The 12,756-nt window shown below is 53.6% G+C and carries 13 protein-coding genes; 4 read left to right on the top strand and 9 right to left on the bottom strand.

The genetic code is table 11. From position 1 onward, the window contains the following. Positions 1-76: 76 nt before the first annotated feature. From E0L35_RS17035 to E0L35_RS17020, 4 genes are all read right to left on the bottom strand, one after another. Complete coding sequence (locus tag E0L35_RS17035) at positions 77-325, bottom strand: YkoF family thiamine/hydroxymethylpyrimidine-binding protein (RefSeq protein WP_039858708.1); 249 nt, start codon at positions 323-325, stop codon at positions 77-79. A 9-nt stretch (positions 326-334) separates the two neighbouring features. Beyond that, on the bottom strand, positions 335-1,162 hold the full coding sequence (locus E0L35_RS17030; RefSeq protein WP_138800936.1) for an alpha/beta hydrolase: 828 nt from the start codon (positions 1,160-1,162) through the stop codon (positions 335-337). Positions 1,163-1,292: 130 nt separating this feature from the next. Beyond that, on the bottom strand, positions 1,293-2,339 hold the full coding sequence (dinB, locus tag E0L35_RS17025) for a DNA polymerase IV (RefSeq protein ID WP_138800935.1): 1,047 nt from the start codon (positions 2,337-2,339) through the stop codon (positions 1,293-1,295). Positions 2,340-2,383: 44 nt separating this feature from the next. Next, positions 2,384-3,847, bottom strand: a complete 1,464-nt coding sequence (locus E0L35_RS17020) for a protein adenylyltransferase SelO (protein ID WP_171051179.1) — start codon at positions 3,845-3,847, stop codon at positions 2,384-2,386. Between the two features lie 167 nt (positions 3,848-4,014). On the opposite strand from E0L35_RS17020, the gene E0L35_RS17010 reads away from it, so the two are divergent. Together E0L35_RS17010 and E0L35_RS17005 are read left to right on the top strand one after the other, a co-directional pair. Further along, positions 4,015-5,238: a helix-turn-helix domain-containing protein gene (locus E0L35_RS17010; RefSeq protein ID WP_201304174.1), complete on the top strand. Its 1,224-nt coding sequence runs from the start codon at positions 4,015-4,017 to the stop codon at positions 5,236-5,238. Beyond that, a complete protein-coding gene (locus E0L35_RS17005) occupies positions 5,219-5,719 on the top strand; it encodes a DUF3368 domain-containing protein (RefSeq protein WP_138800933.1) in 501 nt (166 codons plus the stop codon). Before E0L35_RS17010 ends, E0L35_RS17005 begins: the two co-directional genes overlap by 20 nt. A gap of 50 nt (positions 5,720-5,769) precedes the next feature. Here the strand turns inward: E0L35_RS17005 and E0L35_RS17000 are convergent, their stop codons facing one another. Beyond that, entirely contained in the window at positions 5,770-6,627 is an 858-nt protein-coding gene (locus tag E0L35_RS17000) for an NAD-dependent protein deacetylase (protein WP_138800932.1), read from the bottom strand. 106 nt (positions 6,628-6,733) lie between these two features. On the opposite strand from E0L35_RS17000, the gene E0L35_RS16995 reads away from it, so the two are divergent. Continuing rightward, positions 6,734-7,906, top strand: a complete 1,173-nt coding sequence (locus E0L35_RS16995; protein WP_138800931.1) for a UbiH/UbiF/VisC/COQ6 family ubiquinone biosynthesis hydroxylase — start codon at positions 6,734-6,736, stop codon at positions 7,904-7,906. A 125-nt stretch (positions 7,907-8,031) separates the two neighbouring features. Here E0L35_RS16995 and E0L35_RS16990 read toward each other — a convergent pair whose 3' ends face one another. The 4 genes from E0L35_RS16990 to E0L35_RS16975 form a co-directional block, all read right to left on the bottom strand. Further along, positions 8,032-8,805 (bottom strand): SDR family oxidoreductase, encoded by a 774-nt coding sequence (locus E0L35_RS16990; protein ID WP_039858695.1) that lies wholly within the window; start codon positions 8,803-8,805, stop codon positions 8,032-8,034. Positions 8,806-8,829: 24 nt separating this feature from the next. Beyond that, complete coding sequence (locus E0L35_RS16985; protein ID WP_138800930.1) at positions 8,830-10,173, bottom strand: TRAP transporter large permease; 1,344 nt, start codon at positions 10,171-10,173, stop codon at positions 8,830-8,832. Beyond that, on the bottom strand, positions 10,166-10,657 hold the full coding sequence (locus tag E0L35_RS16980; RefSeq protein WP_138800929.1) for a TRAP transporter small permease: 492 nt from the start codon (positions 10,655-10,657) through the stop codon (positions 10,166-10,168). The genes E0L35_RS16985 and E0L35_RS16980 overlap by 8 nt, the downstream gene beginning before the upstream one ends. An 83-nt stretch (positions 10,658-10,740) precedes the next feature. Further along, positions 10,741-11,748 carry a DctP family TRAP transporter solute-binding subunit gene (locus E0L35_RS16975; protein WP_009286750.1) on the bottom strand — a complete coding sequence of 336 codons (1,008 nt, stop codon included), beginning with the start codon at positions 11,746-11,748 and terminating at the stop codon, positions 10,741-10,743. Between the two features lie 38 nt (positions 11,749-11,786). Between E0L35_RS16975 and E0L35_RS16970 the strand changes: the two genes are divergently transcribed. Further along, the gene (locus tag E0L35_RS16970; RefSeq protein ID WP_201764680.1) at positions 11,787-12,752 is read left to right on the top strand and encodes an IclR family transcriptional regulator; all 966 of its coding nucleotides are present in this window, start codon (positions 11,787-11,789) and stop codon (positions 12,750-12,752) included. The last annotated feature ends 4 nt before the right edge of the window (positions 12,753-12,756 follow it).

Here is a 12,756-nt window from a genome sequence, read left to right as displayed (position 1 = left end):
TTTATGTCCCATAGCGACGCGAACGAACCAGACAACGACACGCCGCCCAGTGGACGGCGTTGCCTATGCTGCGTGATTAGCGTGGCCGACGATCGCCTTCGAGGAAATTAGCCGTAAAGACCGCTTTGCCATGGGTCTCAAACGACCACTTCATCACCTCAGTTAGCGCTGCCATCACAGCATCGAACTCGCCAAATACCTGGGTGCTCATGCGATTCGGGTGTACTTCCAATCCTGTCGCCTCAAGGCGTTTCACCACCTCTTTGACCACCGGCTTGAAGTCATCGGCCAACGGGTAATAGCTAAGCTGTACGGAAAGATACATAACGCCTCCTTACGCTGTGTTTTGGGGCTGACGGACGCTGGATAAACGCTGCCAGGCAGCCAAAATAGCGGCACGGGTCTCGTCCGGATGCTCCATCGGGAACATATGCGTACCGGGGACTTCACTCACCGATAGCCCTCTACGCTTCAAGCGTTTTATACGTGAAGCGGTCAATAGGTGGGACTCTTTGCCCGCCACCAGTTCTAACGGTACGCCCAAACGCTGCGGCAGGCGCGATAGGTGATCCGGCAGGTGGCGGAAAATTTCCACCTCAATACTCGGGTCAAAGGTCAGCTCTGCACTGCCATCATTTAGCAAGCGCGTCCCTGCTTCAATGTAGTCGTTGAGCGCCTCCGGGGTAAAGCGACGAAACAGCCCCCGGCGACCCAGCGAGCTTGCCATCGCTTCGCGACTCGGCCACACGGTGCGCCGCCCCAAGGTTTTTCCAGCAGGGGTAACCCGATCCACAAAGCCAAACCGCTTGGCGGCTTTCATTGCCCAGGCGTCCTTGCCCAGCATCAAAGGGGGATCAAGCATAATCACCCCGCAGAAGCGCTCGGGCTGCTTATCCGCGGCCATGGCCATTAGCGTGCCACCCAAAGAGTGCCCCACGCCCAGAAGCGGCGTATCCGTCTCGGGTAGGTAGCTCAGCAGCTCATCCACCAAGTTGCCCCAGTTATGATTAACGGGGTAGTCAGGGTGGTGACCCAGGCGATCCAGAGGGTGCAGATCAAAGGTCTCTGCCAGTGGGTTCAGCAGGCTGCGATAGCTTAAGCCCGGAAAACCATTGGCATGGGCAAACACTAAACGAGGACGTTGGGCAGCATTAGCAGACATGGCAAGGCTCGCGCGTTAAAAAGGCAGGAAGACGGCTAATGTGAAACATGATTATTTACGCCGCCTATCATACATCTGTTTTAACGCGCTCCTGCATGAGCGTCAATCGACAAAAGGATTAACAGGCTAATTAAAACAGCGACAATTGATGCTCCTGGCTGTTGTCCGCCAGTCGATACCCTACTCCAAGCAGGCGGACGGGCCGCTCGCCCCTGGCCCAACCAACGTTAAGCAGAGTTTCAAACTGCTCCAGGTTAGGCGCGGGGTCGGCGTGTTCGACGGTGGTTTGGGTAAAGTCGTTGAACTTCACTTTTACGATTAACCCGCGCACCGCCAGTGGCGGGTCAAGCCGTGCGTAGCGGCGCTCTAAATCTTCGATCAGCGCGGGTAGCTCTCGGTGGCAGGCATCGAGGTTGGGTAAATCCTGGGCGTAGGTCTGTTCGGTGCTGACCGACTTGCGCTCCCGGTGGGTTTTCACCGGGCGCTCGTCCCGCCCCCAGCTCAGCTCATGCAGTCGCCGTCCAAAACGGCCAAAGTGCTCGACCAGGTCGGTCAGCGTGCGGGTACGCAGGTCGGCGCAGGTGTGGATATCCAGCCCCGCCAGTTTCTCGGCCGTGCGGGGCCCTACCCCGTGGATTTTCTTGACCGGTAACTGTTGTACGAAGCTATCGACCTTATCCGGCGTAATCACGCACAGGCCGTCGGGTTTGTTCCAGTCGCTGGCAATTTTGGCCAGAAACTTGTTGGGCGCTACGCCCGCCGAAACGGTGATCCCCACTTCGCGGCTGACCCGTTCACGGATCGCTTCAGCCATTAGCGTCGCGCTGCCGTGATGCTGGGTGACCTCCGAGACATCCAGAAAGGCCTCATCCAGGGAGAGCGGTTCGATCAGTTCAGTCACATCGCGATAAATGGCGAAGACCTGGCGGGCAACTTCTTTGTATTTGGCCATCTCACCGCGGATCACGGTGAGATGCGGGCAGCGCTTGAGTGCCTGAGCCATCGGCATGGCCGAGTGAATGCCAAATTCGCGGGCGGGATAGTTGCAGGTGGCGACCACCCCGCGCTGCTCGACGCTGCCGCCAATCGCAATCGGTATATCCCGCAGCGCGGGATTATCGCGCATTTCCACTGCTGCATAAAAGCAGTCACAGTCGCAGTGAATGATTTTGCGCACCGGCTAGCCTTCCAACTGTAAAAAAACACAGTCTAGCATAGGCGTTATGTGCCACAGAAGGTTCTTAGCACCTGCTCATTTTCCGTGGCGGGCGCCGCTAAACGACGCGCTTCCACGGAGTCATCGAATGGCTGGGTGACGACCGCCAGCAGAGTATGGAAAGGGGTAAAGTCACCGTCGTAAGCGGCATCAATGACCTCTTGAACCCGGTGGTTGCGGGGAATAATGACCGGGTTGGCGCTTCGCATGGCCGCAAAACGCTCACTATCTTGGCTGGCTATCTGCGCTTGCTGCCAGGTATCCAGCCACGCGGTCAACTCGCCAGGCTGAGTCGTCAGCGCCAGCAGTGCCTGGCGGTACTCATCGCTCGGCGAGGAAGCGTATTGCGTGAGCGCGTCAAAGGTGGCGGTCATGTCCATCCGCCCCTGATGCATCTGGCTTTCGAGACCTTCCATTAGCGCTTCGGCTTGAGGGCTTTCCGCCGCTAAACCGAGCTTATCGGCATGCAGGCGGACTTGCTCGGCGCTGAACAGTGATTCAAAGCGCCGGATGGCGTCAGTGGCCTGCTCCACGACCGCGTCGCCCTCTTCCCGCATCAACGGCAGCAGCGTTTCGGCAAAGCGGGCCAGATTCCACTGAGCAATCGCTGGCTGGTTGGCAAAGGCGTAGCGTCGGCCTTGATCGATGGAACTGTACACCTTCTGCGGATCGAACTGCTCCATAAAGGCGCAGGGGCCGTAATCGATGGTTTCGCCGGCGATGCTGCAGTTATCGGTATTCATCACGCCGTGAATAAAGCCGACGCTGATCCAGCGAGCAATCAGCACCGCCTGACGAGCGACCACCGCTTCCAGCAGCGCCATATAGGGATCTTCTGCGTTGGCGGCATCCGGGTAGTGGCGCGCAATCACATGATCCGCCAGGGCTTTGAGCAATGCTTCATCCCGCTGTGCAGCGGCAAACTGAAAGGTACCCACGCGAATATGGCTACTCGCCACGCGGGTAAAGACGGCGCCGGGCTCAGCCATTTGCCGTACCACTCGCTCGCCGCTCGCCACGGCCGCAAGGGCACGGGTGGTGGGAATTCCCATCGCCGCCATGAACTCGCTGACCAGGTACTCACGCAGCACGGGGCCTAACGGCGAACGGCCATCGCCGCCGCGGGAAAACGGCGTGCGGCCGCTGCCTTTTAGCTGCACATCGCGGCGAACGCCATTCTGATCGATCACTTCGCCCAGCAGCAGCGCACGGCCATCGCCCAGTTGCGGCACAAAGTTGCCGAACTGATGCCCGGCGTAACCTAAGGCGCCCGGCTTGGCATCCGGCATGGGCTGGTTGCCGCTAAACCAATCGGCAAGCGTTGTAGAGTCAGGTAGCTCTGTGGCCCCTAGCTCATGGGCAAGCGGCGCATTGAACGCAATCAGCTCCGGGCTGGCCACAGGCGTTGCTTGGGTGGCGACCCAGAGGGGTTCAGGCAAGGTGGAATAGAGATGTTCGAATGGCAGCACGATAGGCTCCGCTTTTAGTGGCAATAACTACCTAATACCCTAGCATTCTACTCAACTAAACGCCGAGGCGATGTTGCCAAACATACCAAATGTTAAAAACAGCGAGCTGACGCCACTGCCAAGGGATTTTTATAATCGGGACACGCTTGAAGTGGCGAGAGATATGCTTGGCTGCTGGCTGGTACGTGAGCATAAAGTCCGGTCACTTTTCTCTTAATAAAGATTTCTGTGAATTTTTTCCGCTGGTTATTGTTTGGCACAAGGTTTACTTTTCACAAAATACTTTTATAAAAGTAAACCGAGTGACATCTATGCTAGGTCAACGAATCCATCAGGCACGCCTTGCTGCTGACTTGACGCTTGAAGCGTTGGGCCAGCAGCTTGAGGTTTCCAAGGCGGCAATACAGAAGTATGAAAAAGGTAAAGCAACACCCGACTCCTCTAAATTGCTCAAGATCGCTAAAGCGTGTGGCGTTCGCACAGAATATTTTTTCCGAAAGTCGACGGTAACGTTGTCGAACATCGAATTTCGTAAACACAGCACGTTTGGGAAGAAGCGTTCTGACGCTATACAAATCCGCATTACGGAAATGATTGAGAAACGTGTCGAATTGCTTAACGCGTTCCCCGAGTTGCCCATTCCACACTTCGCAGTCCCTGGTTGTGTACCTCGCCAAATAGAAGATTTGGACGAGATTGAGGGCATCGCAGAGAATGTACGACACGCATGGGAGCTTGGGTTAAATCCAATTGCCGACTTGACCGCAGAGCTTGAACCCTTGGGGTTGTTGGTAATGGCAGTCGACGTGGAACACAAAGCATTTTCGGGCATGACTGCTACAGCAATGACAGTAGATGGGCAGTACTACCCTGTCATAGTGGTGTCTTCTCGCTGGCCTGGGGATCGCCAGCGTTTTACTCTCGCCCACGAACTGGCTCACGTGCTTTTTGCAGGTCGATTGACGGACGGAGTAAATGAAGAAAAGGCATGCGACCGTTTTGCTGGCGCGTTTTTAGCCCCAAGAGAGTCCGTTGTTAAGGAGCTTGGCTCTCAGCGAAAGCGCTTAGAGCCACAAGAACTTTACCATCTAAAGCATGAGTACGGCCTTTCAATGGCCGGGTGGGTAATGCGTGCGTTTCAATGTGGCGTTATCCATGACGGGTTGCGAGAGGCAACGATGCGAATGTTCTCGGCTCGCGGCTGGAGGACTAACGAGCCCGGCGAGGTGCTACCTAACGAAGCCCCTTCTCTATTTGAGCAGCTAGTATATCGGGCATTAGCAGAAGACCTTATTTCCGAGGCAAAGGCGGCTGAACTGCTCGGCATCCCAAGAATGCGCTTCTATCGAGAACGCCTAATGGAGTCTGCTGATGCTGTTACTCATCAGTGACGCCAACGTAATAATTGATTTAGAGGCTGGGGGCATACTGGAAACACTCTTTCAGCTTCCTTATGTTTTCGCTATGCCTGACGTGCTTTATGAAGAAGAAATTGAAGACGGCAGCCCGTACCTAATTGATATGGGGTTAAAAACACTCGTTGTTGAATCCTTGTACATCGATTATGCGATCACCTTGGGAGAAGAGCATGGCGAAGAGCCCGGCTTGTACGACAGGCTAGCGCTGGCTTTAGCTAAGCAGGAAGCCTGCCCGTTGCTTACGGGAGACAATAATCTGCGCGCCCTTGCTGGGCGCGAAGGTGTTGATATAAGAGGCACGCTATGGGTGTTCACTGAGATGATTGAGTTCGGGCTATTGTCCAATGAGGAGAGCTTAGCCTCCCTTGATTTGATGAAAGCACGCAAACGCAGATTGCCTTGGGACGATGCCAAAAAACATATCGAACGGGCAAACTTTGGCTCCAGGCAATGAGGAGCATGGTAAAAAGTTTCCCAGGAAATGCTATCAGTGTTTCAGGCGCTCTAGTTTCCGTGCAAACAGCGCACAGCCTGCTCAAGCACCGGCGTCAACGGCGCCCGCCACTGGTGGGTCAATAGCGCATCTGCCCGGGTGACGCCGAGCGATAGCGATGCCAGAGGGATGCCCCGCTCATGGGCGGCGCGGCAAAAACGGTAGCCGGAAAACACCATCAACGAGGTGCCCACTGCCAGTACCGCCTCCGACTCTGCCAGCGCTACCTGCGCTGCAAGCCGCCGTTCGGCGGGCACCACATCGCCGTAGAACACCACGTCAGGCTTCAGGATGCCGCTGCAGCGCGGGCAGTCGAAAATGCGAAAGGTGCTGAAGTCAGTTTCCAGGTCGGCATCGCCATCCGGAGCGTGCCCCGCCTGCAAACCAGTAAAGCTCGGATTCATGCGCGCCATTTCGGCATGCATGGCGTGGCGCATCATTTGGTAGTCGCACACCATGCACTTCACCATGTCCGCTCGGCCATGCAGGTCGATCACCCGGCGGGAACCGGCGCGCTGATGTAAGCGGTCAACGTTTTGGGTCACCAACTGCTGGATATAACCCTGTGACTCCAGCGTGGCCAACGCACGGTGTGCGCCGCTGGCTTGGGCTTCGCGCATGGCGCTAAAACCGATCAGCGCGCGGGCCCAGTAGCGCTGGCGAACGTGATGAGAACTCATGAAGTCGCCATGCTGCACCGGGGGTGGCCGCTTCCACTGACCATCCGCATCGCGATAGTCCGGAATGCCACTGTCGGTACTCACACCGGCACCGGTAATCACCCACAGTTTGGGGTGCCGCTCAATAAAATCAGCCAGTTCCTCGCCCGCCTGGGCAACGCTTTCTGCAATTTCCACGGCCTGCGTCAATCGTTCACCTCTAGGCAATGTGGCTCAAACTCAACGATACTGTATAGCAACAGCGGGCCATGCAACGCGCCCTTTAACGGTTATTGTGCACCCAGGAGATACTCTTATGCAGCACGATCATGACATTATTATTGTCGGTGGCGGCATGGTGGGCGCCGCCCTGGCGGCCCGCGTGGGTCATGCGGGCTTCTCCGTAGGGCTGGTGGAGCACGGCGATGCCCCTACTCCCCCTAGCGGTGACTATGACCTGCGTATTTCCTCGCTGAATGCGCGCTCGTTAGCGTTCGTTAAGGCCAGCGGCACGGCTTTACCTGAGGAGCGTAGCTGCCCGTTTCGGCATATCGATGTTTCCAACCAGGACGGCACCGGCCACTCGCTGTTTTCCGCTCACGATAGCGGCATGGATGACTTCGGCATTTTTATCGAGAACCGCACGCTGCAGTACGCCCTATGGCAGCGCTTGGAACAGTTGCCCAGCGTTACCTGCTACACCCAGTGCGCGCCGTTAAGTACGATCACCTCAAGCACTGGCCGCCTGCTGGAGCTGGATAATGGCAAAACCCTAAGCGCCCGCTTGATCGTCGGCGCCGACGGCGCGCAATCGACCCTGCGCGAGCTAGCAGGGATCAGCGTTAGCAGCTATGACTACCATCAGCGGGCGATGATCATTAACGTGGAAACCGAACTGCCCCAGCAGGATGTCAGCTGGCAGGTCTTCACCCCTACAGGCCCCATCGCCATGCTGCCGCTACCAGGCCATCGTGCTTCCTTGGTGTGGTACGACACAGATAAAACCACCCAAGCCCGCGAACAGCTTGACGATGAGGCACTTAAAGCAGCCATCGAAATGGCCTTCCCTAAACGCCTGGGTAACCTCATCCGCATCGTCGCCCGGGCCAGCTTCCCCATCAAGCGCCAACATGCCCACCGCTATATCGGCAAGCGCCTGGCACTTATTGGCGACGCGGCCCATGTGGTGCACCCGCTGGCAGGCCAGGGGTTAAATATCGGCCTGCACGACGCCGACACCCTTGCCGAGATCATTATCCAGGGCCGCGACCCCGGCGACTATGTCAACCTACTCCGCTTTGAGTGCCAGCGCCGCGCGGCCAACCAAGCGATGATCGCCGCCACCGACAGCTTTCACCACCTGTTTACCGGCGCCAAGCCGCTGCGCCAACTAGGCGATCTAAGCCTGCAAATAGCCGAGCGCTTCCCTTTCGCCAAACGCATGATGATGCAGCAAGCTAATGGGTTGAATCCGTTTAAGATGTGGTAACACCAGCGGTGGTGGAAACACTCACAATGATGAGAGGCTGGCTTCTTTCAAAGAGCCAGCACTATTTTCATGAAGAGCAAGTAGCAGGTACTTTTATCGTAAAAAATCTACGACCTAATGGAACTTCAGGCTTTTACTGAGAGGTTTCGGAGGGCTGGCAAACCAACCCCAGTTGACTGAAACCCACCATCCACGGCAATGACTTGCCCGGTAACATAACCACTTTTCTCAGAGCAAAGAAATACAATCATCTCAGCAATTTCTCGCTCACTGCCGTAGCGATTTAAGGGAATAGCGTCATGATAAGCAGCGCGAATTTCAGGAGTGTGGACAGCCAGCGCAAGCTTGGTATCTACTGGACCTGGCGCCACACAATTAGCCCTGATGCCATGTTCGCCTAGCTCGGCTGCCTGTTGTTGAGTCAAATGAATGACGGCCGCTTTGGAAGTACCATAAGCCACACGCAATGTACTGGCCCTTAGACCCGAGATAGAGGCAATATTAACAATCGCACCTTTGGCCGCCTTGAGCAGAGGTAATAGTGACTGCGTAGTAAGAAAAATACCATCCAGATTAGTCGCCATAACCCGTCGCCATATTTCGTAAGTGGTTTCTTCTAACGGGCGAAAATCGGCAACACCGGCATTATTGACCAATGCATCAACTCGTCCGTATTGATTCTCCACCTCTTGCGCTAAATGAGCGATATCATCTGGCTCCGATATGTCATATACCCACGCATAGGCGTTTTCCAGCTTAGCGGCAACCTTCTCAAGTTCTGGTGCATCACGGTCAACCATAAGCACTTCATAACCCTGTTCCAAAAAGAGCTGAGTCGTTGCCAGTCCAATACCACGTGCAGCACCTGTTACTACTGCAATACGCTTTGTTGTTATCATCACTATAGCCTTAGTAAAAGTTAGTTAACGAAATATTTCTATGAGCATTAAAGAAAGGGTTGGGAAAGCGGCAACGATTACGAGACCTAGCAAGCAGGTAAATACAAAAGGTAGTGCTCCTTTTGCTACGCTCTCAATTGATAATCTGGTCACATTGGCAGCCACATAAAGATTAATTCCTACCGGCGGTGTAATCAGGCCTATCGAAAGGTTGATCATTAACAGCACGCCAAACCATATAGGATCCCACCCCATTTCATGGACAACCGGCATAAAAATTGGCAAAGAAATGAACATGACGGTGACCGCATCCATGAACATTCCCACAATAAGCAAGATCAACATTATTACTAGTAGAATGACCCACTCGTTACTGCTAAGACCAAGTAGCAGTCCAGAGTAGGTTCCGACAAGGTCATCAACGGTCACCACCCAACCGAACAAACTGGCATACGCAACTACCAACATAACAACAGATGATGATGCAGCTGCATCGCTTAGCGCCTCATATAACTTTTTTAAGGTTAATGTGCGGTAAGCAAGTCCACCCACAAACAACGCATAGACGGTAGCCACCAGCGCTGCTTCTGTTGGTGTAAAGGCCCCAGAGTATATTCCGCCCAAAATAACGACAGGCGTTAGTAGCCCCCAAAAAGAGTCACGAAATGTGCTCCAAAGTCTTTTTTTATAAGAGAGGTTCGTATCAACAAGGTCACCCATGGTTGCCAGGCACAGCTCATCAACCTTGCCAGTCTTAGCGCCTTTATCACGTCCTAGCGGCAGGGTTAATATCATGATGCCCCCCATCAATAGGCCAGGAATAATGGCCGCAAGAAAAAGCTTGGAAATGGAGGTCTCTGCAATCACTCCATAAATGACCAGTCCTATTGAGGGTGGAATCACTATCGAGAGAGCCGCTCCCGTGCACACTAAACCTGCAGCATAAGCCTTACGATAGCCATCTTCTTCCATCCCTTTAATAATCATGGGGCCAATTGCAGCCACAGATGCAGGCCCCGAACCACTGACGGCACCCCAGAAAAGACAAACCACTGTTCCCACGACCCCCATACCGCCAGGCAAACCACCAACGAGAACTCTAAAAAAAAGCACCATGCGTTCGGCAATTCCCAGCACTCCCATCAAGGTACCGGCCAGGATGAAAAATGGGATTGCAAGTAGAGAGAACTTGGTTATCCCGGTAGCAATCAGGTCACCTACCATATCTAGCCCAAAACCCATATGCCACATAGCATAAATAGCAGAGAGACCCAGCGAGAAAGCCACCGGCACACGCAATAGTAAGAGTAGAAAAAACACCAGAATCATCTGAGAACCTGAAGAGAGTGTGGCGAATACCTCAAACATTCGCACCTCCCACGCACTCACTATCACGATTTCGCTGCTCATCCCTTAGCCGCTGCAGATAGCGAACTATGATCAGTGCAAAACCGAAAGGAATAGCCACATGATAATACCAAGCAGGCAACCCCAACCCGTAAGAACGCATGCCTGAACTTAGCTGATTCATCAGCACTTCCCATGAAAAGTAAGCAGATAGTGCCAACAATGCGACTGAAAAAAGACCAGACAGCAGAAAAACGATTTTACGTAGGCTGGCCGGTAATAAATCGTAGAAAAGCGAAACGGCTAAGTGTTCTCCCCTTCGCGCCGCGATAGCCGCACCAAAAATAGTCAGAATCAAAAAACCATTTGTCAGTAGCTCTTCTGTAGCAGCCAGAGAATAGTTAGTCCCATAGCGAACAACGACATTGGCAAACCCCAACAGGGTCATGCCCATAAAAAGCACTGCACAGAATATTTTTTCTGCCTCTCGCAGCATAAATTTCATGTTACGGCACCTCTATCAATTGCGGATAAAGCTCCAATAAATTACTTGGAGCGTTATCCAGACCAAGCATGAAACAGCTGGGATCAGTTACCGTTCTCTTCCACCGCATTAACAAAGGCCGACACAATCTCAGGGCCTATTTTCTCAGCCCACAGGTCAAAAGCCGGTACCGTTTCAGCACGAAACGCCGCAATTTCATCCTCTGACAGCTCAGTAATTTGCATGCCTTGTTCGCTCAGAAACTCCAAACCATCAGCGGTACTTTCTCGAGTTACCTCTATCTGGTAGGCCATTGCCTGCTCTGCAGCAAGCTGGATTATCTCTTGAGTCTTTTCGTCGAATCCTTCCCAACGTTGCTTAGATATGCCCAAAAACAGGGGATCATAAGAGTAGTGCCAAGTAGTCAAATAATCCTGCACTTCATAAATTTGCTGAGGGATAATAACAGCCCCAATGGGGTTCTCTTGTGCATCCACCACGCCTTGCTGCAAGGCAGTCATCGTTTCCGTCCACTGCATTTGTTGGGGATTAGCCCCAAGTTCATTCAAGACATCGACATACATGGGGCCTGCAACACGTATATTGAGCCCACGGATATCCTCTGGGGTACGAATAGGTCGTACACTATTGGTTAACTCCCTAAAACCATTCTCCCCCCAAGCCAGCACCACAATTCCCTTCTCTTCCATTATGGCTTCAAGCAACTCAACAGGTTCACCCTGGGTTGTGGCATCAACCTGGTCGTAATTTGCATAGAGATACGGTAGCGAGAAAACCGCCATTTCCGGCACGAGAGGAGTGACATTGATAGCAGACGTGATGAGCAGATCAAGCGCACCACGGCCCACCATCTCAGCTTGGCGCATTTGATCACCGCCCGAAAGCTGTGCATTGGGGAAAACCCGCACATTTAGCTCACCTTCGGAAGCTTCGTCTAATAACTGAGCAAACCGCTCTGCCCCCAAGTGCCACGAAGTGGCATCTCCCGTGTTATGAGAAAGCCGCAATGTCTCAGCAGATGCAGTACTGGCGAGCACCAGTCCAGCAGCGGAAGCAGCCCATACAAGCTTACGAAAACTAAGGTATTTCATTGTGTTGTATTCCTTCTGACGTGCTTGTGCTGTCGCACTTGATTATTATTGATCCACAATATGGAACGTATTTTGTATTAACGACAATAAAAATTTGCCAAAGGCATTTCAAAAAGTCAAATTATCTGCAAAATAAGCTTTACAGGCGAAACAGAAAACAAAAGATGGTTCATAATATGGAACTAAAAGCTTTATCAAATGGAAGCACGACGGCTGGCGCGCAAAGTGTTGATCGTGCGCTCAGTTTATTAAGCCTAATTGCTCGACAAGCAGATAAGGGTAGCTCGCTTACTGATTTAACCAAGTCCTGTGGCTTGAATAAGCCCACGGTGAGGCGCTTACTGCTTGCGTTGATCAATGCAGGGATGGTTGAGCAGTCGCCCGCCAATCAGCATTACCACTTAGGCCCGGAGGCTTACTTACTGGGACAAAGAGCCTCAGAGCTACATAACTTGACGCGCCTCGCTACTCGCAATGTCGCGCGCTTGGCGCTATCAACCGAAGATGCCGCTTGCCTTTCCATTCGCAGAGGCCACCATTCGCTGTGCTTATACCGTGAGGATGGTGCTTACCCCATTCGCACCCATGCCCTGACACAAGGTGCGTACCATCCTTTAGGGGTCGGGGCAGGCTCACTTGCCATGCTGGCGGCTCTTCCTGACCGTGAAATCACCCAAATTTTAGACGCGCAACGCCCCCTCCTCGAACAGCAATACCCTCGGCTAATCCCGAGCCGTATGTTAAGCCTGGTTGACGAAACCCGGTCCCAGGGTTACGCAATTAACCCTGGTTTGGTATTTCCTGACTCCTGGGGCATTGGCATTGCCTTACGCTGGCCCGATGGCGTACTGGCGGGCTCACTCTCTCTGGCCGCGATACAGAGCCGCATGCAGGAACCGAGAAGATCGCAGAACCTTGTGCCACGATTACAAGAAGAAGCTCTCGCGATTGAAGATCTGTTAGCCGCTGAATTTTTAAGATATCAAACACCCGCAACCCCTTAGCTAG

It is taken from the genome of Halomonas sp. ATBC28 (genome assembly GCF_005937175.1).
In the GTDB taxonomy this organism is placed as follows: Bacteria; Pseudomonadota; Gammaproteobacteria; order Pseudomonadales; family Halomonadaceae; genus Vreelandella; species Vreelandella titanicae.
Note: the sequence above shows the minus strand (reverse complement) of the source record. Positions and strands in the feature narration are given on the sequence as shown.